The sequence below is a fragment of the Mycobacterium colombiense genome (assembly GCF_001665835.1).
Taxonomy (GTDB): Bacteria; Actinomycetota; Actinomycetes; order Mycobacteriales; family Mycobacteriaceae; genus Mycobacterium; species Mycobacterium colombiense_A.
This window is the reverse complement of the sequence record NZ_LZSX01000079.1, coordinates 22,957-48,094: the sequence shown is the minus strand read 5'-3', so window position 1 is coordinate 48,094 and position 25,138 is coordinate 22,957. Positions and strand designations below refer to the sequence as shown.

The window sequence follows — 25,138 nt, the reverse complement described above, 5'->3', positions numbered from 1 at the left end:
CCCTGCTTGTGCAGGGCTTTTTTGCTAGTGGTGTGGTGTCTCCGCCGCTGCTTCCCGGACCGACCCGGCCGGTCGTCACCGCAAGACATATAGAAGCCCAACAAGGGAGGCCCCATCAGCACTGAGACCCGCGTCAACGAGCGCATTCGCGTACCTGAAGTCCGATTGATCGGCCCAGGGGGAGAGCAGGTAGGCATAGTGCGCATCGAAGACGCACTGCGCGTCGCTGCGGACGCCGATCTCGACCTTGTCGAAGTTGCCCCGAACGCCAGGCCGCCGGTCTGCAAGATCATGGACTACGGCAAGTTCAAATACGAAGCGGCGCAAAAGGCGCGCGAATCCCGCCGGAACCAGCAGCAGACCGTCGTCAAAGAACAAAAGCTGCGACCGAAGATCGACGATCACGACTACGAGACCAAAAAGGGTCACGTCATCCGCTTCCTGGAAGCGGGATCGAAGGTGAAGGTCACGATCATGTTCCGCGGACGTGAGCAGTCGCGGCCCGAGCTGGGCTATCGGTTGCTCCAGCGCCTGGGTGCGGACGTCGCCGAGTACGGCTTCGTCGAAACGTCCGCCAAGCAGGACGGCCGCAACATGACGATGGTGCTGGCACCGCATCGCGGCGCGAAGACTCGCGCCAAGGCGCGGCATCCGGAAGGACCTGGGGGCGGCGCTGCACCGGAATCCGATGCGGCCACCGAAGCCGAACCTTCGTCGAACTGACCGCCAGACAGTAGCGAGTGCTCGAGTACCCAGCACTCGAGCACTTCATAGAACAGAGGAAACATGCCCAAAGCAAAGACCCACAGCGGGGCGTCAAAGCGGTTCCGGCGCACCGGAACCGGCAAGATCGTCCGCCAGCAGGCCAACCGCCGGCACCTGCTCGAGCACAAGCCCTCGAAGCGGACCCGCCGCCTCGACGGCCGAATCACGGTGTCGGCCAACGACACCAAGCGTGTTAACAGCCTGCTGAACGGCTGACCACCGCGCCGGCCAGACCCGCATCGCGAGCTGGCACGGCGACCCGACCAACTAATTTTGAACGAGAGTAGGAACATCCAATGGCACGCGTGAAGCGGGCGGTCAACGCCCACAAGAAGAGGCGCAGCATCCTGAAGGCCTCGAAGGGCTATCGCGGCCAGCGATCCCGGCTCTATCGCAAGGCCAAAGAGCAGCAGCTTCATTCGCTGAACTACGCCTACCGCGACCGTCGTGCGCGCAAGGGCGAGTTCCGCAAACTGTGGATCTCGCGGATCAACGCGGCGGCGCGCGCCAACGACATCACCTACAACCGGCTGATCCAGGGCCTCAAGGCCGCCGGTGTGGAGGTGGACCGTAAGAACCTGTCCGACATCGCGATCGCCGACCCGGCCGCCTTCACGGCGCTGGTCGACATCGCGCGGGCGGCACTGCCCGAGGACGTCAACGCCCCCTCGGATTCCGGAGAAGCGGCCTAACAAGAGACGGTGCGGACCGCCCAGGTGCTGACCGAACGTTCGGCCAGGGTCGCCGCGGCGGTCAAGTTGCACCGCCACGTCGGCCGCCGGCGAACGGGCCGATTCCTCGCCGAAGGCCCCAACCTCGTCGAGGCCGCCGCCCGCCGGGGCCTGGTTCGCGACGTCTTCGTCACCGAAGTCGCCCAGCAGCGTCATGCGTCGCTGCTGGCGACTTTGGCATCCGCGGGATGCCCTGTGCATCCGGTCAGTGAGCGCGCGGCGAAAGCGCTGTCCGACACCGTCACCCCGGCCGGACTGGTCGCCGTCTGCGAAACGCCGCAGACCCGGCTGCCGGACGTGCTGGCAGGCTCGCCCGCGCTGGTCGCGGTCGCCGTCGAGATCAGCGAGCCGGGCAACGCGGGCACCCTCATTCGCCTCGCCGACGCGATGGGCGCGGCCGGCGTGATCCTTGGCGGCCACAGCGTCGACCCGTACAACGGCAAGTGCCTGCGCGCATCGGCCGGCAGCATCTTCTCGGTCCCGGTCGTCGTCGCGCCCGACACGGGCGCCGCCGTCGACGCGTTACGTGCCGCGGGCCTGCAGCTGCTCGCCACCACCGTGGACGGCGAGACGCGGCTCGACGAGGCCACCGACCTGCTCGGCACACCGACGGCGTGGCTGTTCGGCCCCGAATCACACGGTCTGCCAACCGAAATCGCGGCGGCGGCCGACCACCGCATGCGCATCCCCATGGCCGGCGGCGCGGAGAGCCTCAACGTGGCGTCGGCCGCGGCCATCTGTCTGTATCAGAGCGCGCGGGCGCTGAGCCTGCCTACGCGGCCGTAGCCGGCCGCCTCGGGCGACCGCGGCCCGCGCGCAGCCCGGCCAGCGACAGCGTCGTGTGCACCAGGGATCCGGCGCGTTCCATCAGGGCCCGGGCGGGCTGCAGTGCGGGGTCCAGCGGCGACTTGGGCGGCGGCGGAAAGTAATGCATCGGCAGCCCGCGTCGGTCGCGCGGCGGCGCCATGAACGGCGGGGCCTCGACCAGCGGCGCGTCGCTGGGCACCCGTCCCTCGGCGCGGCGGTAGGCGGCCAGCGCGCGCGGGTGCAGCCGGATCTCGTCGGGCACCGCCAGGAAAGCCAGTTCGACGAGCTTGCCGAACAACCGCAGCAACACCTCGTCGCCCGGCGTCCAATGCAGCCCGGCCTTCTCGCGCACCGCGGGCTCGAAGAGTCCAGCCGCGATCCAGCGCTGGCCGGCGACCAGCGGCTTGAACATCTGGTCCCAGATGGGGGTCGGGATCAACACGAATTTCGGCTTCGGGATTCGCATCTCGAAGATGTCCAGTGTCGCCCGGTTGATTACCAGGGTGTCGCGGCCGGTGCGCTCCCAGTACTCCTGGAACTCCTCCCACGTCTCGGGCACCGGCCGCATGCTCATCCCGTACATCCGGTACCACTGCACATGCTCGGCGAACAGCTGCCGCTTCTCGGCCTCGGTCAGGCCGCCGCAGAAGTACTCGGCCACCTTGACGATCAACATGAAGAACGTGGCGTGCGCCCAGTAGAAGGTCTCCGGGTTGAGCGCGTGATAGCGCCGCCCGGCGGCGTCGGTGCCCTTGATGGTGTGGTGGTAGCTGGTGATCTGCCGGCCGGTCTGCGATGCCCGGTCGCCGTCGTAGACCACGCCCATGATCGGGTAGACCGACCGGGCCACCCGCTGCAGCGGCTCCCGCAGCAGGATCGAATGCTCCTCGACGGCCGCGCCGAGTTCGGGGTACATGTTCTGGATCGCGCCGATCCAGACACCCATCATTCCGGTGCGCAGATCACCAAAATACTTCCAGGTCAGGGAATCTGGTCCGAGCGGGTCCGCGGATTCGCTCCCGCAAGCGTTCACAGTGCCAGTCATTCGCGGCCTCCTGCTCCGATTGCGCTCACGATAACTTTGACAACGCGCGTTGTCTACGATTTCGGCGATGTGTTCGCCAGGGTGTTATCGAGCTTCCACATCGGTGTGGCGCCACCGTGATCAGGTGGTTCGGTGCGAGATGTGACACATCCGGCAGAACCGTCACGGGCTGTCGTTGCCTGCGTCTGACGAAAACAAATAACCTGGCCAGGTGGAACTCGCGCGTCGCGATCTGGACCCGGGTGAGCCCAAAGAGACCGAGGCGCAATCCGCTACGCAACGTTCTCCGCTGCACAGCGCGACTCAATGGCTACACGGCCGCAACCGCAGCCCCGGGGCGGTTGCGTTCATCCGGCGCGCGCGCAAATTGCTGCCCGGCGACCCCGAGTTCGGCGATCCGCTGTCCACGGCGGGCGACGGCGGTCCCCGCGCCGCGGCACGCGCGGCCGACCGGCTGCTGGGCGACCGGGACGCGGTGTCACGCGAGGTCAGCCTCGGGGTGCTGCAGGTGTGGCAGGCGCTGACCGAGGGGGTGTCCCGCCGGCCGGCGAATGCGGAGGTGACGCTCGTCTTCACCGACCTGGTCGGCTTCTCGACGTGGTCCCTGCAGGCCGGCGACGACGCGGCCCTCGCGCTGCTGCGCCAGGTGGCGCGGGCGCTCGAGCCGCCCCTGCTCGACGCGGGCGGACACATCGTCAAACGAATGGGCGACGGACTGATGGCCGTATTCGGCGATCCGACGGTCGCCGTGCGGGCGGTGCTGGCCGCCAAAGAGGCGCTGAAATCGGTCGAGGTGGCGGGTCACACGCCCCGGATGCGGGTCGGGATTCACACCGGGCGGCCGCAGCGGCTGGCGGCGGACTGGCTCGGTGTCGATGTGAATATCGCCGCACGAGTTATGGAAAGAGCCACCAAGGGTGGAATCATGGTGTCGAGTTCAACGTTAGATCTCATACCGCAAAGCGAGTTGGACGCGTTGGGCGTCGAGGCCAAACGCACGAGGAAGCCGGTTTTCGGGCCGAAGCCCGCCGGCATTCCCGACGATTTGGCGATATATCGCCTCAAGACTCTTAAGGAGTTGTCAGGCTCTGATGACACAGCCGAAACGGAACCGCAGCCATAATGGATGCCAATGGTAGGGGGCATCGTGTCCCGGCTCGCCCGGGTCCAATTCACTGTGGGGTATGCGGCGCTGCTGCTTGCCATCAGTTGCGCAATCCTGGCCCTCGGCCCGCAGGCGCATGACGTCATCGTTCAGCGCGCCAGCACCAACGTGCACAACCTGGCCCACGGCCACGTGGGCACGCTGCTGGGCAGCGCGCTGGTGGTCGATGCCGGCCCGCTCTACTTCTGGCTGCCCTTCCTGACCTGCCTGCTGGCGCTGGCCGAGTTGCATCTGCGCACCATCCGGCTGGTGGTGGCCTTCGTGGTCGGCCACATCGGCGCGACGCTGCTGGTGGCCGCCGCCCTGGCCGCGTCGGTCGAGTTCGGCTGGCTGCCCATGTCCATCACCCGGGCCAGCGACGTCGGCATGAGCTACGGCGCGCTGGCGGTGCTCGGCGCGATGACGGCGGTGATCCCGTCGCGCTGGCGGGCCGCCTGGGTCGGCTGGTGGGTGGCGGCGGGCATCGCTTCGGCGATCATCGGCGGCGACTTCACCGACGCCGGCCACACCGTCGCCGTGATCCTGGGCGTGCTGGTCTCCGCCCGGTTCCGGCAGCCGATCCACTGGACGCCGGCGCGGTACCTGATGCTGGCGGCGTCCTCGGGCTTCGGCTTCCTGATGCTGGCGCACCACTGGGGGACCATGGCGGCGACGCCGGTGTTCGGCCTTGTGGGTGCCTTCGTCGCCTACAAGGTGGCGAAGTTCGCCGGCGGACGCGGCCTGCCGGCCCTGCCGCTCGACGGTGACGACACGCTGGCCGGCCCGCAGCCGGCCGTCGCCGGCTAGCCACTTCGCGACCGCCGCTGTGCCGGCGCGGCCCCGGGCCGCTCAACTGCCACGCGCCCGCCGGGCGCCACGCGCCGAATCACTATGATCAGCACTTGCCGTTGGGCAATTTGCAGCCAACCCTCAGCAAGGAGAGTGTCGCCGCGTGGGTGATCAACCCGTCGACCTGTCGCCGGAAGCCCTGGCCCGAGCTGTCAGCGCCGCCCGGGAGGCCTTCACGCGCGCCGGCGATCTCGACACCCTGGCGCGCGTCAAGACCGAGCACCTCGGCGACCGCTCGCCGCTGGCCCTGGCGCGCCAGGCGCTGGGCGGCGTCCCCAAGGACGAGCGGGCCGACGCCGGCAAGCGGGTCAACGCCGCCCGGACCGACGCCCAGCAGGGCTACGACGACCGGCTCGTGGTCCTGCGCGCAGAACGCGACGCCGCGGTGCTGGTCGCCGAAGGCATCGACGTCACACTGCCGTCGACCCGGCAGCCGATCGGCGCCCGGCACCCGATCACGATCCTGGCCGAACACATCGCCGACACCTTCATCGCCATGGGTTGGGAACTGGCCGACGGCCCCGAGGTCGAGTCGGAGCAGTTCAACTTCGACGCGCTGAACTTCCCGGCCGACCACCCCGCCCGCAGCGAGCAGGACACCTTCTACATCGCGCCGGACGGTTCCCGGCAGCTGCTGCGCACCCACACTTCACCGGTGCAGGTGCGCACCCTGCTCGCCCGCGAGCTGCCCGTCTACATCGTCTCGATCGGCCGCACGTTTCGCACCGACGAACTCGACGCCACCCACACGCCGGTGTTCCATCAGGTCGAGGGCCTGGCGGTGGACCGCGGCCTGACCATGGCGCACCTGCGCGGGACGCTGGACGCGTTCGCGCGCGCCGAGTTCGGCCCCGAGGCCCGCACCCGGATCCGGCCGCACTTCTTCCCGTTCACCGAGCCGTCGGCGGAGGTCGACGTCTGGTTCGTCGGCAAGAAGGGCGGCGCCGGCTGGGTGGAATGGGGCGGCTGCGGGATGGTGCATCCAAACGTGTTGCGCGCCGCGGGGATCGACCCGGCTGTCTACTCCGGCTTCGCCTTCGGCATGGGCCTGGAACGAACGCTGCAGTTCCGCAACGGGATTCCGGACATGCGCGACATGGTCGAGGGCGACGTCCGGTTCTCGCTGCCGTTCGGGGTGGGTGCCTGATGCGCGTTCCGTACAGCTGGCTACGTGAGATCGTGGCGGCCGGCGCGCCGGACTGGGACGTCGCCCCCGCCGAGCTCGAGCAGGCGCTGGTGCGCATCGGCCACGAGGTCGAGGAGGTCGCCACCCTCGGGCCGGTCGAGGGCCCGCTGACCGTGGGCCGGGTCACCGCCATCGAAGAGCTCGCCGGTTTCAAAAAGCCGATCCGGTTCTGCCACGTCGACGTCGGCGAAGGCAAAGACCGCGAGATCGTCTGCGGCGCAACTAACTTCGTTGTGGGCGATCTGATCGTGGCGGCGCTGCCCGGCACCACGCTGCCGGGCGACTTCAAGATCGCCGCCCGCAAGACCTACGGCCGCAACTCCGACGGCATGATCTGCTCGGCGGCGGAACTCGGCATGGGCGCCGACCATTCGGGGATCCTGGTGCTGCCGCCGGGCACCGCCGACCCGGGCGCCGACGGCGCCGCCGTGTTGGGGCTGGACGACGTGATCTTCCACCTGGCGATCACACCGGACCGCGGCTACTCCATGTCGCTGCGCGGCCTGGCCCGCGAGATCGCCTGCGCCTACGACCTGGACTTCGTCGACCCGGCCGGCTCCCAGGTGATCAAGCCGCTGCCGGTCAACGGCGAGGCCTGGCCGCTGACCGTGCAGCCCGGCACCGGCGTGCGGCGCTTCGCGCTGCGTCCGGTCACCGGCATCGACCCCGCGGCCGTGTCGCCATGGTGGCTGCAGCGCCGGCTGTTGTTGTCCGGCATCCGCGCGGCCTCCCCGGCGGTCGACGTGACGAACTACGTGATGCTCGAGCTGGGCCACCCCATGCACGCCCACGACCGCAAGCGCATCACCGGAAGCTTCGGCGTGCGGTTCGCCCGGCCCGGCGAGACCGTGGTGACCCTTGACGACATCGAGCGCAAACTCGAGCCGGCCGACGTCCTCATCGTCGACGACACGGCGACCACCGCGATCGGCGGCGTGATGGGCGCGGCGAGCACCGAGGTGCGCGCCGATTCGACCGACGTGCTGCTCGAGGCGGCGGTCTGGGACCCCGCCGCCGTCTCCCGCACCCAGCGCAGACTGCACCTGCCCAGCGAAGCCGCCCGCCGCTACGAGCGGGGCGTGGATCCGGCCATCTCGGTGGCCGCGCTGGACCGGTGCGCCACGCTGCTCGCCGACATCGCCGGCGGCGTGGTCTCCGACGGCCTGACCGACTGGCGCGGTGAGCCGCCGCGCGACGACTGGTCGCTCCCGCCCATCGAGATCTCTGTGGACCTGCCGGACCGCGTCGCCGGGGTGCCCTATGCCCCGGGCGCGACCGCCAGGCGGCTCGCCCAGATCGGCGCCGACGTGGCGGAGGGCGGCGACACGTTGACGGTGACCCCACCCAGCTGGCGGCCCGACCTCGTGCAGCCCGCCGACCTCGTCGAGGAGGTGCTGCGCCTCGAGGGGCTGGAAGTCATCCCGTCGGTGCTGCCGCCGGCGCCGGCCGGCCGGGGCCTGTCCGCCGTGCAGAAGCGGCGCCGCGCCATCGGCAAATCGCTGGCCCAGTCCGGCTACGTCGAGATCCTGCCCACACCGTTTCTGCCCGCGGGCGTGTTCGACCTGTGGGGCCTGCCGGCCGACGACCCGCGGCGTATCACCACCGACGTGCTCAACCCGCTGGAGGCCGATCGCCCGCATCTGGCCACCACGCTGCTGCCCGCATTGCTGGAAGCGTTGGTGCGCAACGTCTCTCGCGGCCTGGTCGACGTGTCGCTGTATGCCCTGGCGCAGGTGGTTCAGCCGACGGCGGACACCCGCACGGTGGACTTCATCCCCGTCGACCGCCGGCCCACCGCCGCCGAGATCGCCGTGCTCGACGCGTCGTTGCCGCGGCAACCGCAACACGTCGCGGCGGTGCTGAGCGGCCTGCGCGAACGGCGCGGACCCTGGGGCCCGGGCCGTCGGGCCGAGGCCGCCGACGCCTTCGAGGCGGTCCGCATCATCGCCCGCGCGTGCGGAATCGACGTGCGGTTGCGCGCGGCGCAGCAGCTGCCGTGGCATCCGGGGCGGTGCGGCGAAGTGCTCGTCGGGGACACCCCGGTGGGTTACGCGGGCCAGCTGCATCCCGCGGTGATCGAGCGCTCCGGGCTGCCCAAGGGCACCTGCGCGGTCGAGCTGAACCTGGATGCGATGCCCATCGCCGTGGCGCTGCCCGCGCCCCGGGTGTCGCCGTTCCCGGCCGTCTTCCAGGACGTCAGCCTGGTGGTGGCCGCGCACGTGCCGGCCCAGGCGGTGGCCGACGCCGTCCGCGAGGGCGCGGGGGAGCTGCTCGAAGACCTGCAGCTGTTCGACGTGTTCACCGGCCCGCAGATCGGCGAGGACCGCAAGTCGCTGACCTTCGCGCTGCGCTTCCGCGCGCCCGATCGCACGCTCACCGACGACGACGCCACCGCGGCCCGCGACGCGGCGGTTCGCCGCGCCGCCGAGGCGGTCGGCGCGGAGCTCCGCACCTAGCGGAATGGATTTGCAAACCACTGCATAACCATGCAGAATCGGCGGAATGGCCGATGGGATGAAGGTGGCGGTTGCCGGTGCCAGCGGCTACGCGGGCGGTGAAATCCTACGCCTGCTGCTCGGGCACCCGGCCTACGCGCAGGGGCGCCTGACGATCGGCGCGGTGACCGCGGCCGCCAGCGCCGGCAGCACCCTCGGTGAGCACCACCCGCACCTGGCGCCGCTGGCCCAGCGCGTGGTCGAGCCGACGGAGCTCGACGTGCTCGCCGGCCACGACGTGGTGTTCCTGGCCCTGCCGCACGGTCATTCGGCCGCGCTGGCCGAACAGCTCGGCCCCGACACGTTGATCGTCGACTGCGGCGCCGACTTCCGGCTCACCGACGCCGGGGCGTGGGAGCGGTTCTACGGATCGCCGCACGCCGGCAGCTGGCCGTACGGGCTGCCGGAGCTGCCCGGCGCGCGCGAGCGGCTGCGCGGCGCCCGCCGCATCGCGGTTCCGGGCTGCTACCCGACCGCGGCGCTGCTGGCGCTGCTGCCCGCGGTGGCCGAGGACCTGATCGAACCGGCCGTCACCGTGGTCGCCGTCAGCGGCACCTCCGGGGCCGGCCGCGCCGCCAAGACCGACCTGCTCGGTGCGGAGGTCATCGGCTCGGCGCGGGCGTACAACATCGCCGGGGCACACCGGCACACTCCCGAGATCGCCCAGGGACTGGGCGCCGTGACCGGCCGCGATGTGACCGTGTCGTTCACCCCGGTGCTGATCCCGACATCGCGCGGCATCCTGGCGACCTGCACCGCGCGCACCAGCGCGCCGCTGGCCCGGCTGCGGGAAGCCTACGAAAAGGCTTATCACGCAGAACCTTTCATCTACCTGCTGCCTGACGGGCAACTGCCCCGCACCGGGGCGGTGATCGGCAGCAACGCGGCGCACATCGCCGTCGCGGTGGACGAGGCGGCGAGCACCTTCGTGGCCATCGCCGCGATCGACAACCTGGTCAAGGGGACGGCCGGCGCCGCCGTGCAGTCGATGAACCTGGCGCTGGGTTGGCCGGAGACGGAAGGCCTTTCGGTGGTCGGGGTGGCGCCGTGACGTCCACGGCCGCGCAAGCGCGGTTGCTACGCGAGCAGGGCGTCACCGCGCCGGCCGGATTCCGGGCCGCCGGCATCGCCGCCGGGATCAAGGCCTCGGGCAATCGCGACCTGGCGCTGGTCTTCAACGAGGGACCCGACTACGCGGCGGCGGGGGTGTTCACCCGCAACAAGGTCAAAGCCGCGCCGGTGCTGTGGAGCCAGCAGGTGCTGAGCACCGGCGCGCTGCGCGCGGTGATCCTCAACTCCGGCGGCGCCAACGCCTGCACCGGACCCCGCGGGTTCCAGGACACGCACGCCACCGCCGAGGCCGTCGCGGCCGCGCTGTCGGACTGGGGAACCGAGACCGGAGCCGTCGAGGTCGCGGTGTGCTCGACCGGGTTGATCGGTGACCGGTTGCCGATGGACAGGGTGCTCGCCGGGGTACGCACGATCGTGCAGGACATGGCCGGCGGCCTGTCCGGCGGCGATGAGGCCGCCCAGGCGATCATGACCACCGACACCGTGCCCAAACAGGTTGCGCTGCACCATCCGGGCAACTGGACGGTCGGCGGAATGGCCAAAGGCGCCGGCATGCTCGCCCCGTCGCTGGCAACCATGCTCTGCGTGCTCACCACCGACGCGGCCGTCGACGCCGCCGCCCTGGACTCCGCGCTGCGTCGCGCCAGCGCCCGTACCTTCGACCGGCTCGACATCGACGGCGCCTGCTCGACCAATGACACGGTGCTGCTGCTGGCCTCGGGGGCCAGCGGCATCGCGCCGGGCCAGGCCGACCTCGACGAGGCCGTGCTGCGGGTCTGCGACGACTTGTGCGCCCAGTTGCAGGCCGACGCCGAGGGCGTCACCAAGCGGGTGAACGTCACCGTGCAGGGGGCGGCCTCCGAGGACGACGCGCTGGTCGCCGCCCGGACGATCGCCCGCGACTCCCTGGTCAAGACCGCGGTGTTCGGCTCGGACCCCAACTGGGGCCGGGTGCTCGCCGCCGTCGGCATCGCGCCCATCGCCCTGGACCCCGACCGGATCACGGTGGCGTTCAACGGCTTTGCGGTCTTCGCCGACGGGGCGGGGGCGCCGGGGGCGCGCGAGGTGGACCTCTCCGAAGCCGACATCGACATCACGGTCGATCTGGGGCTCGGCGACGGCCGGGTCACCATCCGGACCACCGACCTGTCGCACGGTTACGTCGAAGAGAATTCGGCCTACAGCTCATGACCAGCAAGACCGAATCGCTGTCCACCGCATTCAAGGCGCAGGTGCTCGCCGAAGCCCTGCCCTGGCTCAAGCAACTGCACGGCAAGATCGTCGTGATCAAGTACGGCGGCAACGCCATGACCGACGACACGCTGCGCCACGCTTTTGCCGCCGACATGGCGTTCCTGCGTAACTGCGGCATCCATCCCGTCGTCGTGCACGGCGGCGGCCCGCAGATCACCGGGATGCTGCGCCGGCTCGGCATCCCGGGCGACTTCAAGGGCGGATTCCGGGTCACCACACCGGAAGTGCTCGACGTGGCGCGGATGGTGTTGTTCGGCCAGGTCGGCCGCGAGCTGGTCAACCTGATCAACGCGCACGGGCCCTATGCCGTCGGCATCACCGGCGAGGACGCCCAACTGTTCACCGCGGTGCGGCGCAGCGTCACCGTGGACGGCGTGGCCACCGACATCGGCCTGGTCGGCGATGTTGAACGGGTCAACACCGCCGCGGTGCTGGATCTGATTGCCGCACGGCGTATTCCGGTGGTGTCGACGCTGGCCCCGGATGCCGAGGGCGTGGTGCACAACATCAACGCCGATACCGCCGCGGCGGCGCTGGCCGAGGCGCTGAACGCCGAGAAGCTGTTGATGCTCACCGATGTCGAAGGCCTGTACACCAGCTGGCCGGACCGCGGTTCGCTGGTCAGCGAAATCGACACCGCCACACTGTCACAACTGCTACCCACGCTGGAGGCCGGCATGATTCCCAAAGTCGAAGCCTGTCTGCGGGCGGTGACCGCGGGCGTGCCGAGCGCGCACGTCATCGACGGGCGGGTCGAACACTGCGTGCTGGTCGAGCTTTTCACCGACGAAGGCACCGGCACCAAGGTGGTGAGCGCGTGACGGGCACGGACGCCATGAAGCAGCGGTGGGAAGCCGTGATGATGAACAACTACGGCACCCCGCCGATGGCCTTGGCCAGCGGCGACGGTGCCGTGGTCACCGACGTGGACGGGAAGACGTATCTCGACCTGCTCGGCGGCATCGCGGTCAACGTGCTGGGCCACCGCCACCCCGCGATCATCGAGGCCGTCACCCACCAGATGTCGACGCTGGGCCACACGTCGAATCTGTATGCCACCGAACCGAGCCTCGCGCTGGCCGAAGAACTGGTAAACCTGCTCGGTACCGATTCCGCCGCGCGGGTGTTCTTCTGCAACTCCGGAACCGAGGCCAACGAGGTGGCGTTCAAGCTGTCGCGGCTCACCGGACGCACCAAACTGGTTGCCGCACAAGAGGCTTTCCACGGCCGGACCATGGGCTCACTGGCGTTGACCGGGCAGCCGAGCAAGCAGGCGCCGTTCGCGCCGCTGCCCGGCGACGTCACGCACGTGCCCTACGGCGACACCGACGCGCTGGCCGCCGCGGTCGACGACGCCACCGCCGCCGTGTTCCTGGAGCCGATCATGGGGGAGAGCGGCGTCGTCGTCCCGCCGGAGGGATACCTCGTCGCCGCCCGCGACATCACCGCGCGGCACGGAGCGCTGCTGGTACTCGACGAGGTGCAGACCGGGATGGGCCGCACCGGAACGTTTTTCGCCCACCAGCACGACGGCATCACCCCCGACGTGGTGACGCTGGCCAAGGGGCTCGGCGGCGGCCTGCCCATCGGCGCCTGCCTGGCCATCGGACCGGCCGCCGACCTGATGACGCCCGGCCTGCACGGCAGCACCTTCGGCGGCAACCCCGTCTGCGCGGCGGCGGCGCTGGCGGTGCTGCGGGTGCTGGCCGAGCAGAACCTGGTCCGGCACGCCGAGGTGCTGGGCAAGTCGCTGCGCCACGGCATCGAGGCGCTGGGTCACCCGCTGATCGACCACGTGCGCGGCCGCGGGCTGCTCTGCGGCGTGGCGCTGAGCGCGCCGCGCGCCAAGGACGCGGAAGCGGCCGCCCGCCGGGCCGGGTTCCTGGTGAACGCGGCCGCCCCCGACGTCATCCGGCTGGCGCCGCCGCTGATCATCACCGAGGCCCAGCTCGACGGCTTCGTCGCCGCGCTGCCGGGCATCCTCGACGAAGCAGCAGGAGCCGCAGCATGACCCGCCACTTCCTTCGTGACGACGACCTGTCGCCCGCCGAGCAGGCCGAGGTGCTGCAGCTGGCCGCCGAACTGAAGAAGGATCCCTTCAGCGCCCGCCCGCTGGAGGGCCCGCGCGGCGTCGCGGTCCTGTTCGACAAGAACTCCACCCGCACCCGGTTCTCGTTCGAGGTGGGCATCGCCCAGCTCGGCGGGCACGCCGTCGTCGTCGACGCCCGCAGCACCCAGCTGGGCCGCGACGAAACCCTGGAGGACACCGCGCGGGTGCTGTCGCGCTACGTCGAGGCCATCGTCTGGCGAACGTTCGGCCAGGACCGCCTCGACGCGATGGCCTCGGCCGCGACGGTGCCGGTGGTCAACGCGCTCTCCGACGAGTTCCACCCCTGCCAGGTGCTGGCCGATCTGCAGACCATCGCCGAGCGCAAGGGCTCGCTGACCGGTCTGCGGATGACCTATTTCGGTGACGGCGCCAACAACATGGCGCACTCGCTGATGCTCGGTGGCGTCACGGCCGGCCTGCACGTCACCATCGCCGCGCCGGACGGCTTCGCCCCGGACCAGGCGTTCGTGGCCGCGGCCCGGCGGCGCGCCGAGGACACCGGCGCCTCGGTCACCGTCACCGCCGACGCCGACGCGGCCGCGCGCGGCGCCGACGTCCTGGTCACCGACACCTGGACGTCGATGGGACAGGAGGACGACGGGCTGGACCGCCGCACGCCGTTCAAGCCCTACCAGATCAACGCCCGGCTGCTGTCCCTGGCCGACCCGGAAGCCATTGTGCTGCACTGCCTTCCGGCTCACCGCGGCGACGAGATCACCGACGAGGTGATGGACGGCCCGGCCAGCATGGTCTTCGACGAGGCCGAAAACCGGCTGCACGCCCAGAAAGCGCTGCTGGCCTGGCTGCTGGAGCGGCGCTCATGACTCGCAGCAAGACCACACCCGAAACCACCCGGGCCGGTCGGCAGGCCCGCATCGTGGCCATCCTGTCGTCGGCCGAGGTGCGCAGCCAGAGCGAACTGGCCGCGCTGCTGGCCGACGAGGGCATCGACGTCACCCAGGCCACCCTATCGCGGGACCTGGAAGAACTCGGCGCGGTGAAACTGCGCGGCGCCGACGGCGGCGCCGGCGTCTACATGGTTCCCGAGGACGGCAACCCGGTGCGCGGGGTGTCCGGCGGCACCGCACGCTTGTCCCGGCTGCTGAGCGAACTGCTGGTGTCGGCCGACGCCAGCGCCAACCTCGCGGTGCTGCGCACCCCGCCCGGCGCCGCCGACTACCTGGCCAGCGCGATCGACCGCGCGGCGCTACCGTACGTCGTCGGCACCATCGCCGGCGACGACACCGTCTTCGTGGCTGCTCGAGAGCCGATGACCGGCGCCGAGTTGGCCACCACTCTGGAAAAACTCACGTAAAGCGTTTCAACCTAAGGAGATTGGTTCATGTCAGAACGCGTCATCCTGGCGTATTCCGGCGGTCTGGACACCTCGGTGGCCATCAGCTGGATCGGCAAGGAGACCGGCCGTGAGGTCGTAGCGGTGGCGATCGACCTCGGCCAGGGCGGCGAAGACATGGAGGTCATTCGCCAGCGGGCGCTGGACTGCGGCGCGGTGGAAGCCGTCGTCGTCGACGCCCGCGACGAGTTCGCCGACGGCTACTGCCTGCCCACCATCCTGTCCAACGCCCTCTACATGGATCGCTACCCGCTGGTGTCGGCGATCAGCCGGCCCCTGATCGTCAAGCACCTGGTGGCGGCGGCCCGCGAGCACGGCGGCAGCATCGTCGCGCACGGCTGCACCGGCAAGGGCAACGACCAGGTCCGGTTCGAGGTCGGATTCGGTTCGCTGGCACCCGATCTCGAGGTGCTGGCACCAGTCCGCGATTACGCCTGGACGCGGGAGAAAGCAATCGCGTTCGCCGAAGAAAACGCCATCCCGATCAACGTGACCAAGCGCTCGCCGTTCTCCATCGACCAGAACGTGTGGGGCCGCGCGGTGGAAACCGGCTTCCTGGAACACCTTTGGAACGCCCCCACCAAGGACGTCTACGCCTACACCGAGGACCCCACGCTGAACTGGAGCACGCCCGACGAGGTGATCGTCGGGTTCGAGCGCGGCGTGCCGGTGACGATCGACGGCAAGCGGGTGTCGGTGCTGGGCGCCATCGAGGAACTCAACACCCGCGCCGGCGCCCAGGGCGTCGGCCGCCTCGACGTCGTCGAGGACCGGCTGGTGGGCATCAAGAGCCGCGAGATCTACGAGGCGCCCGGCGCCATGGTGCTCATCACCGCGCACACCGAACTCGAACACGTCACGCTGGAGCGGGAATTGGGTCGGTTCAAGCGGCACACCGATCAGCGTTGGGCCGAGCTGGTTTACGACGGTCTGTGGTACTCGCCGCTCAAGGACGCGCTGGAAAGCTTCGTCACCAAGACCCAGGAGCACGTGACGGGTGAGGTTCGAATGGTGTTGCACGGCGGCCACATTGCGGTCAACGGCCGGCGCAGCGCGGAATCCCTGTACGACTTCAACCTGGCCACCTACGACGAGGGCGACAGCTTCGACCAGTCGGCTGCCAAGGGTTTCGTCTACGTGCACGGGCTGTCGTCGAAGATCGCGTCCCGCCGGGACCAGACGTCAAAGGGCCCGGCCGAAGCGTGAGCACTCGCGAGGGGTCCTTGTGGGGCGGGCGGTTCGCGCACGGCCCGTCGGATGCGCTGGCCGCACTGAGCAAGTCCACCCACTTCGACTGGGTGCTGGCCCCCTACGACATCGTCGCCTCGCGGGCCCACACCGTGATCCTGTTCCGGGCCGGTCTGCTGAACGAGGAGCAGCGCGACGGGCTGCTGGCCGGGTTGGATCAGCTCGCCGAGGACGTCGCCGACGGCAGCTTCGCGCCATTGGTCACCGATGAGGACGTGCACGGGGCGCTGGAACGCGGGCTGATCGACCGGGTCGGGCCCGACCTGGGCGGGCGGCTGCGGGCCGGTCGGTCCCGCAACGACCAGGTGGCCACCCTGTTCCGGATGTGGCTGCGCGACGCGGTGCGCCGGGTCGCCACCGGGGCGCTGGACGTGGTCGGCGCACTGGCGGCCCAGGCCGCCGCGCACCCGAGCGCCATCATGCCGGGCAAGACCCATATGCAGTCCGCGCAGCCGGTGCTGCTGGCCCATCACCTGCTGGCGCACGCGCACCCCCTGTTGCGTGACGTCGACCGGATCGTCGACTTCGACCGGCGCGCCGGAGTGTCTCCGTACGGGTCGGGCGCGCTGGCCGGCTCGTCGCTGGGCCTGGACCCCGACGCGATCGCCGCGGAGCTCGGTTTCGCCGCCGCGGCCGACAACTCCATCGACGCGACCGCGTCCCGCGATTTCGCGGCGGAGGCCGCCTTCGTGTTCGCCATGATCGGGGTCGACCTGTCCCGGCTGGCCGAGGACGTCATCCTGTGGAGCTCGACGGAATTCGGCTACGTCACCCTGCACGATTCGTGGTCGACGGGCAGCTCGATCATGCCGCAGAAGAAGAACCCCGACATCGCCGAGCTGGCGCGCGGCAAGTCCGGCCGGCTGATCGGGAACCTGACCGGCCTGCTGGCCACGCTGAAGGCCCAGCCGCTCGCCTACAACCGTGACCTGCAGGAAGACAAGGAACCGGTGTTCGATTCGGTGGCCCAGCTGGAGCTGGTGCTGCCCGCGATGGCCGGGATGGTGGGCAGCCTGACCTTCGACGTCGAGCGGATGGCCGCCCTGGCCCCGGCCGGCTACACCCTGGCCACCGACATCGCCGAATGGCTGGTGCGCCAGGGGGTGCCGTTCCGGTCCGCGCACGAGGCCGCCGGCGCCGCGGTGCGCTCCGCCGAGCAGCGGGCGGTCGGGCTCGACGAGCTGACCGACGACGAATTGGCCGCCATCAGCCCCGATCTCACGCCACAGGTCCGTGAGGTTTTGACGATCGAGGGCTCGGTGGCGTCGCGCGATGCGCGGGGCGGCACCGCGCCGGAGCGGGTCGCCGAGCAGATCGAAACCGTCCTGGCCAGCGTCGATGCGCTCAAAAGCCAGCTGCGCGGCGACGATTGAGATGAGATTGGTTTCCCTGCCGGGCCGTGGCGGGCAGACTAGACTTCGAGCTCAAAGGGATCCGGATGAACATTTCGGACCGGGTCCTCGTCACCAAGGGGTGGGAGAGCAATGAGCGTCGTCGCCGGTGTCTTCGGTGCGCTACCACCGCACCGATACTCCCAGCGTGAGCTCACCGACTTCTTCGTCAGCATCCCGGAGTTCGAGGGCTACGAGGACATCGTCCGGCAGCTGCATGCCAGCGCCAAAGTCGGCGGCCGTCACCTGGTACTGCCGATCGAGCAATACCCCGCGCTGTCCGACTTCGGCATGGCGAACCGGATCTTCACCGAGCACGCGGTGAAGCTGGGCTGCGAAGCGCTGTCCGGCGCGCTCGAGGAGGCGGGACTGCGGCCACGGGACGTCGACGTGTTCATCACCACCACCGTCACCGGCCTCACCGTGCCGTCCGTGGACGCCCGGATCGCCGCGCAGCTCGGCCTGCGCGACGACGTGCGACGGGTGCCGCTGTTCGGCCTCGGCTGCGTGGCCGGCGCCGCGGGAATGGGCCGCGTGAACGACTACCTGCGCGGCGCACCGGACGCCGTGGCCGCGCTGCTCTCCGTCGAGCTGTGCTCGTTGACCTATCCCGGATACACGCCGTCGCTGGCCGGCATGGTCGGCAGCGCCCTGTTCGCCGACGGGGCCGCGGCGGTGGTGGCCGTCGGCGAGCGGCGCGCCGAACAATTGGTCACCGGCGGGCCCACCATCCTCGACTCGCGCAGCCACCTGTACCCCGATTCCCTGCGCACCATGGGCTTCGACGTCGGCGCCACCGGCTTCGAGCTGGTGCTGTCCAAGGACGTCGCGGCCGTCGTCGAGCAGTACATCGAAGCGGATGTCACTGACTTCCTCGGGGCGCACGGCCTGACGACGGCAGACATCGGCGCCTTCGTGAGCCACCCCGGCGGCCCCAAGGTCATCGAGTCCATCAACGCGGCGCTCAGCCTGCCGCCCGAGGCCCTCGAACTCACCTGGCGTTCACTCGGCGAGATCGGCAACCTCTCGTCGGCGTCGGTGCTGCACGTGCTGCGCGACACCATGGCCAAGCCGCCGCCGAGTGGAAGCCCCGGTCTGATGCTCGCGATGGGTCCAGGATTCTGTTCCGAACTGGTGTTGTTGCGTTGGCACTGATCCTCGCCCGCGCGCTTCCGTTCCTACCGTAAGGCGTCGGCTTTTTGGGCGTTAAAGAGTGTGTGGCGGTGGGACCTTGGCGTGGGAGGGACCATCGCGGAGGTATCGCTGTGAGTGACACGAGAGGCCGCCTTCGATGAACGGCAACACCGAAGAGCTGATCAAGGCTCTTCGCCAGTCGCTGAAAGACAACGAGCGGCTCAAGCGCGAGAACCGCGAGTACCTGGCCGCCGCGACCGAACCGGTGGCGGTGGTCGGCATGGCCTGCCGCTACCCGGGGGGCGTGAATTCACCAGAGGCTTTGTGGCAGATGGTTGTTGAGGGCCGCGATGTGGTATCGGAGTTCCCGGCGGACCGCGGCTGGAACCTGACCGGTCTGTTCGACGCGGATCCCGACGCCGTGGGCAAATCGTACGCGCGGTGCGGCGGCTTCCTCTCGGATGTCGGCGATTTCGATGCCGCCTTCTTCGGGATCGCCCCCAGCGAGGCGCTGGCCATGGACCCGCAACAGCGCCTGCTGCTCGAGGTGTCCTGGGAGGCGTTGGAGCGGGCCGGGATTGACCCCGCCGCCCTGCGCGGCTCGGCGACCGGTGTGTTCGCCGGGATATTCCACGGCTCCTACGGGGGTCAGGGACGGGTGCCGGGACACCTGGAGCGATACGGCCTGCGCGGTTCGACGCTCAGTGTCGCCTCGGGCCGGGTGGCCTATTCGCTGGGGTTCGAGGGCCCTGCCGTCTCGGTGGACACGGCATGTTCGTCGTCGCTCGTGGCCCTGCACCTGGCGGCGCAGTCGTTGCGTTCCGGCGAGTGCGATCTGGCGCTGGCCGGCGGCGTGACCGTGATGGCCACACCGGCGATGTTCATCGAGTTCAGCCGGCAGCGCGCGCTGGCCGCCGACGGCCGGTGCAAGGCATACGCGGGTGCCGCCGACGGCACCGGATTCTCCGAAGGCGTCGGGGTGCTGGTGCTGGAACGGCTGGCCGATGCCCGGCGGCACGGGCATCCGGTGCTCGCGGTGGTGCGCGGGTCCGCGGTGAATCAGGACGGCGCCTCCAACGGCCTGGCGACGCCCAACGGGCCATCGCAGCAACGGGTGATCCGGGCGGCGCTGGCCAACGCGCGGCTGGACACGGCTGACGTAGATCTGGTCGAGGGTCACGGCACGGGCACCATGCTCGGGGATCCCATTGAGGCGCAAGCGGTTCTGGCGACCTACGGACAGGACCGGCCGGCGGATCAGCCACTGTGGCTGGGTTCGATCAAATCGAACATGGGTCACACCTCGGCCGCCGCGGGTGCGGGCGGAGTGATCAAGATGGTGCAGGCGATCCGCCACGGGGTGATGCCCAAGACGTTGCACGTGGATGAGCCGACGCCGCATGTGGATTGGACCGCCGGGGCGGTGTCGCTGCTGACCGAGCAGCGGCCCTGGCCGGCGGTGGACCGGCCGCGCCGTGCGGGAGTCTCGTCCTTCGGCATCAGCGGCACCAACGCGCACGTCATCGTGGAGCAATACGCCCCGGAGCCCGAAACCGCCACCCGCCCAGGCGACGACGTGGTGGTGCCGTGGGTGCTCTCGGCCCGCTCGGGTGAGGCGCTGGCGAACCAGGCGGCCCGGCTGCTGGCCCGGGTGAAGGCGGATCCCGGTGTGCGGGTGCTGGACGTGGGCTGGTCGCTGATTGCGACGCGGTCGCGCTTCGAGCACCGCGCGGTGATCGTGGGCGCCGACGGCGCGCAGTTGCTGCGTGGGCTGACGGCGCTGGCGGCCGGCGAGCAGGGCGCAGGCCTGGTGGTCGGCCGTGCGCAACCGGCGGGCAAGACGGTGTTCGTGTTCCCCGGCCAGGGCTCGCAATGGGTCGGCATGGGCGCCCAACTGCTGGACAGCTCAAGGGTATTCGCCGAGCACCTGCAGCGCTGTGCTCATGCGCTCGCCGAATACGTCGACTGGTCGCTGATCGACGTGATCCGCGGCGCCCCGGGCGCACCCGGGCTGGACCGGGTGGACGTGGTGCAGCCGGCGCTGTGGGCGGTGATGGTGTCGTTGGCCGAACTGTGGCGCTCGGTGGGCGTGCTGCCCGATGCGGTGATCGGCCATTCGCAGGGCGAGATCGCGGCGGCCTATGTGGCAGGGGCGCTGTCGCTGGAAGACGCCGCCCGGGTGGTCGCGCTGCGCAGCCGGCTGCTGGTGCAGTTGTCGGGCCGGGGCGGCATGGTCTCGTTGGCGTGCAGTCTGCCGCGCGCCGAGCAGCTGATCGCCGGCTGGGGTGAACGACTGAACATCGCCACCGTCAACGGTGTTGCGGCGGTGGTGGTCTCCGGCGAGGTGGACGTCCTGGCCGAACTGATGCAACGGTGCGAAACCGACAACATCCGCGCCCGCAAGATCGACGTCGACTACGCATCGCATTCGGCACAGGTGGACGCGATCCGCGAGTCCCTCGCCGACGCGCTGCACGGCCTCACGCCGCGGTCGTCCGCGGTCGCCTTCTTCTCCACGGTCACCGGTGAGCTGATGGACACCGCGGGGCTGAACGCCGACTACTGGTTCCAAAGCATCCGGCACACCGTGCAATTCGAGCGGGCGGTACGCAGCGCGTGCGACGCGGGCTATCAGGCGTTCATCGAATCCAGCCCGCATCCCGTGCTCATGGCGGCCATCGAAGAAACGATGCCCGACAGCGAGCGGGCGTGCGTCATCCCGTCGCTGGGCCGCGAGGACGGCGGTCTGGACCGCTTCTGGCTCTCGGCCGCCCAGGCCCACGTGGCGGGCGTGGCCGTCGACTGGCGCGCCGCGATGGCCGGCCTTGGCGGCCGGGTCGTCGAGCTGCCGACGTACGGGTTCGTCCGGCAACACTTTTGGCTTCCGGGCGGGTCGACGGGGTCGCAGGACGTCGCCACGCTGGGCCTGGCCGCCGCCGAGCACGGGTTGCTCGGTGCGGTGGTGCCGCGGCCCGATTCCGGCGGTGTGGTGCTGACGGGCCGCCTGTCGACGGCGGCCCACCCGTGGCTGGCCGATCACGCGGTGGGCGAGACGGTGCTGTTCCCCGGGGCCGGGTTCGTCGAGTTGGCCATCCGCGCCGGCGACGAGGTGGGCTGTGGGGTGCTCGACGAGCTAACCTTGTCGGCTCCGTTGCTACTGCCCCCGCCCGGGGGTGTGCAGGTGCAGCTGGTGGTCGGCGCGCCCGACGAGTCGGGGCTGCGGCGGTTGTCGGTGTATTCCGTTGCTGCCGAACAGGATTCGGAGTGGGTGTTGCATGCCGAGGGGCTGTTGCGGCCGGGCACGGTGACGCCGGTCGCGGACTTCTCGATCTGGCCGCCCGCCGGGGCGACCGCGGTGGACGTCACCGGCGCTTACGCCCGGCTGGCGCAGCGGGGCTACGACTACGGCGACGCTTTCCGGGGTCTGCGGGCCATGTGGCAACGCGGGGACGAGCTCTTCGCCGAGGTCGTCGTGCCCGACGACGCCGGAACCCACGACGGCGGCTTCGGGGTGCATCCCGTGCTGCTGGATGCGGCGCTGCACGCGATCGGCGTCGCCGCCGAGCAGGATCAGACAGTGCTGCCGTTCTCGTGGCAGGGTGTGTCGCTGCACGCCTCGGGCGCGTCGCGGGCGCGAGTCCGGATCGCGCCGGCCGGCGCCGGGTCGGTGTCGGTGGAACTGGCTGACGGGACTGGACTTCCGGTGCTCTCGGTGCGATCGTTGGCCATGCGCCCGGTCTCGGCCGGGCAGTTGACAGCGGCTCCCGCGCAGCGCTCCGAGGGATTGCTCGACGTGACCTGGTCGCCGATCGCGCTGGGCGGCGGCGAGGCCACGCTGTGGGAGCTGGGCGATCATGGCGGCGACGTGGTGAAGGCGGTGCACGCCGCGGCCGCCGAGATTCTGGCGGCGCTGCAATCGTGGCTGCGCGACGAAAACGCCGGGGTGCTGGTTGTGCAGACCCGCGGGGCCGTCGCCCTTGCCGGCGAGGACGTTTCGGACCTGGCCGGCGCGGCGGTGTGGGGCCTGGTGCGCTCGGCGCAGGCCGAGCACCCGGGCCGGATGGTACTGATCGACTCCGATGGCTCCGTCGACGCCGGCGCGGTGATCGGCTGCGGCGAGCCGCAAGTGGCGGTGCGCCAGGGCGTGGCGTACGCGGCCCGGCTGCGGCCGGTGCGCATGGGCTCCGCCGTCGGGTTGCCGTCCGCCGGCTGGCGGTTGGATGCCGGTGGCGAGGGCACGCTGCAGGATCTGGTCGTGAATCCGTGCCCGAGAACCGAATTGACCGGCGGGCAGGTGCGGGTGGCGGTGGTCGCGGTCGGTGTCAACTTCCGCGACGTCCTGGTGGCCCTGGGGATGTATCCGGGCGGTGGCCAGCTGGGTGCCGAGGGCTCCGGCGTGGTCGTCGAGGTGGGGCCCGACGTGACCGGGCTGGCCGTCGGTGACGCGGTGATGGGGCTGCTCGGGGTCGTCGGTTCCGAGGCGGTGGTGGATCAGCGCGTGGTGACACCGGTGCCGGTGGGCTTGTCGCTGGTGGCGGCCGCGGGTGTGCCCGTGGTGTTCCTGACGGCGCTGTACGGGCTGTCGGTGCTGGGCGGGCTGTGCGCCGGCGAGCGGGTCTTGGTGCACACCGCCACCGGCGGGGTGGGCATGGCCGCGGTGCAGCTGGCCCGGCACTGGGGCGCCGAGGTGTTCGTCACCGCCAGCCGCGGTAAGTGGGACACGTTGCGCGCGATGGGATTCGACGACGACCACATCGGCGATTCGCGCACGACGGAGTTCGAGGCGAAATTCGCGGCGTTGATGGCGGCCGGTGGTGGTGCCGGGTTCGACGTCGTGCTGAACTCGCTGGCCGGTGAGTTCACCGACGCGTCGTTGCGGCTGTTGGCCCCCGGCGGGCGATTCATCGAGATGGGCAAGACCGATGTGCGCGATCCGCACGCCATCGCCGACGAGTATCGGGGTGCGGTGTATCGGGCGTTCGACCTGATGGAGGCCGGCCCCGACCGCACCGCGGCCATGCTGGCCGAGATCGTGGGACTGCTGGCCGAAGGCGTCTTGAAACCATTGCCGCTGAAGACCTTTGATGTCCGCTGCGCCTCGGCGGCGTATCGCTACGTCAGCCAGGCGCGCCACATCGGCAAGGTCGCGCTCACCGTCCCGTCGGGGCCGGGCGAAGTGCTCAGCGGCTGCGGCGGGGGGCTGGCGGGCGCCAGCGTGGTGATCACCGGTGGCACCGGCATGGCCGGCTCGGCGCTGGCCCGACACCTCGTCGACCGTTACCGGGTGGCGCACGTGGTGCTGGTCAGCCGGACCGGCGCCCAGGCCGCCGGGGTCGCCGAACTGGTGGCCGGGCTGCAGGAGGCCGGCGCGCAGGTGTCGGTGGTGGCCTGCGATGTTGCCGATCCCGAAGCGGCAGCGGCGATGCTGACCCAGATACCGGCGCAGTATCCGCTGCGCGGAATCGTGCACGCCGCGGGCGTTCTCGACGACGGGCTGATCTCGTCGCTGACCCCGGATCGGGTGGACGCGGTCCTGCGCGCCAAGGTCGACGGGGCCTGGAACCTGCACGAGCTCACCCGGCACCTGGATCTCTCGGCATTCGTGGTCTTCTCGTCGATGGCGGGCATCGTGGGAACCCCCGGTCAGGCCAACTACGCGGCGGCCAACAGTTTCCTCGACGGGCTGGCCGCCTATCGGCGCGGCAACGGCCTGCCCGGCCTTTCGCTGGCCTGGGGCCTGTGGGAGCAGGCCTCGGCCATGACGGCGCACCTCGGGGATCGCGACAAGGCCCGGATGAGCAGGATCGGGCTGGCGCCGCTGTCCACCGCACAGGCGCTGGCGGCGTTCGACGCCGCGATGCTCGTCGACGTGCCGGTGCTGGTTGCGGCCCGGGTGGACCGGGCCGCCCTGTCCGACAACATCGCCGCGCTGCCTCCGCTGCTGCGCGAACTCGTCGCCGGCCCGACCCGGCGCGTCATCGTCGACAGCGACGTAGCCGCGTCGACGACCGGGCTTTCGGCGCGCCTGCACGGGCTGACTCCCGAGGCGCGACAGCGCGAGCTGGTCGACCTGGTGTGCGGCAACGCGGCGATGGTGCTGGGCGTGCCCAATCCGGCGGACGTCGACGCCGGCCGCGCCTTTCAGGAGCTCGGGTTCGATTCGCTGACCGCAGTCGAACTGCGTAACCGGCTCAAAAACGCTACGGGCCTTAACCTTTCGCCGACGCTCATATTCGACTATCCGACACCAACCCTGCTGGCCGCACACCTGGACACCCAACTGGCCGGCACCGCCGGTGCCGACGATCAGCCGAACCTGATGGGCCGCTTCAACGACATCACCCGCGAACTGCAGGCGCTGCTCGCCGCGCCCACCTGGAATGCCGACGACAAATCGGTGCTGCGGGCCCGCATTCACAGCCTGCTCGCCGCGCTCCCGCCGGGCGATCTTTCCGATGCCGAACACCTCGACGATGACCTCGACGCCGCCACCGAAAGCCAACTCTTTGCGATCCTCGATGAAGAACTCGGCCGCTGACACCCCGCAAGGAGCA

General features: G+C 70.4%; 18 protein-coding genes and 1 pseudogene. 18 read left to right on the top strand and 1 reads right to left on the bottom strand.

Going from position 1 to position 25,138, the window contains the following annotated elements; all coding sequences use genetic code 11:
* Window positions 1–114: 114 nt before the first annotated feature.
* The 4 genes from infC (at window position 115) to A5760_RS18600 (ending at window position 2,282) form a co-directional block, all read left to right on the top strand.
* Complete coding sequence (infC, locus tag A5760_RS18615) at window positions 115–723, top strand: translation initiation factor IF-3 (RefSeq protein WP_082279532.1); 609 nt, start codon at window positions 115–117, stop codon at window positions 721–723.
* Between the two features lie 63 nt (window positions 724–786).
* Window positions 787–981, top strand: a complete 195-nt coding sequence (gene rpmI / locus A5760_RS18610; protein ID WP_064883419.1) for a 50S ribosomal protein L35 — start codon at window positions 787–789, stop codon at window positions 979–981.
* A gap of 80 nt (window positions 982–1,061) precedes the next feature.
* Window positions 1,062–1,457 carry a 50S ribosomal protein L20 gene (gene rplT, locus A5760_RS18605; RefSeq protein WP_007776071.1) on the top strand — a complete coding sequence of 132 codons (396 nt, stop codon included), beginning with the start codon at window positions 1,062–1,064 and terminating at the stop codon, window positions 1,455–1,457.
* A gap of 24 nt (window positions 1,458–1,481) precedes the next feature.
* Window positions 1,482–2,282: a TrmH family RNA methyltransferase gene (locus tag A5760_RS18600; protein WP_064883603.1), complete on the top strand. Its 801-nt coding sequence runs from the start codon at window positions 1,482–1,484 to the stop codon at window positions 2,280–2,282.
* Here the strand turns inward: A5760_RS18600 and A5760_RS18595 are convergent.
* Complete coding sequence (locus A5760_RS18595; protein WP_064883415.1) at window positions 2,269–3,348, bottom strand: oxygenase MpaB family protein; 1,080 nt, start codon at window positions 3,346–3,348, stop codon at window positions 2,269–2,271. The two genes, A5760_RS18600 and A5760_RS18595, sit on opposite strands and share 14 nt — an antisense overlap.
* Before the next feature lie 211 nt (window positions 3,349–3,559).
* Between A5760_RS18595 and A5760_RS18590 the strand changes: the two genes are divergently transcribed.
* The 14 genes and pseudogenes from A5760_RS18590 to A5760_RS18525 all read left to right on the top strand — a co-directional run bounded on the left by A5760_RS18590 (window position 3,560) and on the right by A5760_RS18525 (window position 25,122).
* Window positions 3,560–4,471: an adenylate/guanylate cyclase domain-containing protein gene (locus A5760_RS18590; RefSeq protein WP_064883413.1), complete on the top strand. Its 912-nt coding sequence runs from the start codon at window positions 3,560–3,562 to the stop codon at window positions 4,469–4,471.
* A gap of 9 nt (window positions 4,472–4,480) precedes the next feature.
* On the top strand, window positions 4,481–5,299 hold the full coding sequence (locus tag A5760_RS18585) for a rhomboid-like protein (RefSeq protein WP_064883601.1): 819 nt from the start codon (window positions 4,481–4,483) through the stop codon (window positions 5,297–5,299).
* A 145-nt stretch (window positions 5,300–5,444) separates the two neighbouring features.
* Window positions 5,445–6,488: a phenylalanine--tRNA ligase subunit alpha gene (pheS, locus tag A5760_RS18580; RefSeq protein ID WP_064883411.1), complete on the top strand. Its 1,044-nt coding sequence runs from the start codon at window positions 5,445–5,447 to the stop codon at window positions 6,486–6,488.
* Window positions 6,488–8,983, top strand: coding sequence for a phenylalanine--tRNA ligase subunit beta (gene pheT, locus A5760_RS18575; RefSeq protein ID WP_064883409.1), 2,496 nt, complete (start codon window positions 6,488–6,490; stop codon window positions 8,981–8,983). The genes pheS and pheT overlap by 1 nt, the downstream gene beginning before the upstream one ends.
* Before the next feature lie 30 nt (window positions 8,984–9,013).
* Window positions 9,014–10,073: pseudogene (argC, locus tag A5760_RS18570) on the top strand (N-acetyl-gamma-glutamyl-phosphate reductase).
* Entirely contained in the window at window positions 10,070–11,284 is a 1,215-nt protein-coding gene (gene argJ, locus A5760_RS18565; RefSeq protein ID WP_064883405.1) for a bifunctional glutamate N-acetyltransferase/amino-acid acetyltransferase ArgJ, read from the top strand. Before argC ends, argJ begins: the two are co-directional and overlap by 4 nt.
* Window positions 11,281–12,168 (top strand): acetylglutamate kinase, encoded by an 888-nt coding sequence (gene argB, locus A5760_RS18560; protein WP_064883403.1) that lies wholly within the window; start codon window positions 11,281–11,283, stop codon window positions 12,166–12,168. The genes argJ and argB overlap by 4 nt, the downstream gene beginning before the upstream one ends.
* Window positions 12,169–12,182: 14 nt before the next feature.
* A complete protein-coding gene (locus A5760_RS18555; protein WP_064883599.1) occupies window positions 12,183–13,358 on the top strand; it encodes an acetylornithine transaminase in 1,176 nt (391 codons plus the stop codon).
* Window positions 13,355–14,281, top strand: a complete 927-nt coding sequence (argF, locus tag A5760_RS18550) for an ornithine carbamoyltransferase (RefSeq protein WP_064883401.1) — start codon at window positions 13,355–13,357, stop codon at window positions 14,279–14,281. Before A5760_RS18555 ends, argF begins: the two co-directional genes overlap by 4 nt.
* Window positions 14,278–14,772 carry an arginine repressor gene (locus A5760_RS18545; RefSeq protein WP_064883399.1) on the top strand — a complete coding sequence of 165 codons (495 nt, stop codon included), beginning with the start codon at window positions 14,278–14,280 and terminating at the stop codon, window positions 14,770–14,772. Before argF ends, A5760_RS18545 begins: the two co-directional genes overlap by 4 nt.
* Before the next feature lie 27 nt (window positions 14,773–14,799).
* Window positions 14,800–16,017 (top strand): argininosuccinate synthase, encoded by a 1,218-nt coding sequence (locus A5760_RS18540; RefSeq protein ID WP_064883397.1) that lies wholly within the window; start codon window positions 14,800–14,802, stop codon window positions 16,015–16,017.
* Window positions 16,014–17,432 carry an argininosuccinate lyase gene (gene argH / locus A5760_RS18535; protein WP_064883395.1) on the top strand — a complete coding sequence of 473 codons (1,419 nt, stop codon included), beginning with the start codon at window positions 16,014–16,016 and terminating at the stop codon, window positions 17,430–17,432. The genes A5760_RS18540 and argH overlap by 4 nt, the downstream gene beginning before the upstream one ends.
* Window positions 17,433–17,543: 111 nt before the next feature.
* Window positions 17,544–18,605 (top strand): type III polyketide synthase, encoded by a 1,062-nt coding sequence (locus A5760_RS18530; protein ID WP_064883393.1) that lies wholly within the window; start codon window positions 17,544–17,546, stop codon window positions 18,603–18,605.
* A 136-nt stretch (window positions 18,606–18,741) separates the two neighbouring features.
* Complete coding sequence (locus tag A5760_RS18525; RefSeq protein WP_064883391.1) at window positions 18,742–25,122, top strand: type I polyketide synthase; 6,381 nt, start codon at window positions 18,742–18,744, stop codon at window positions 25,120–25,122.
* The last annotated feature ends 16 nt before the right edge of the window (window positions 25,123–25,138 follow it).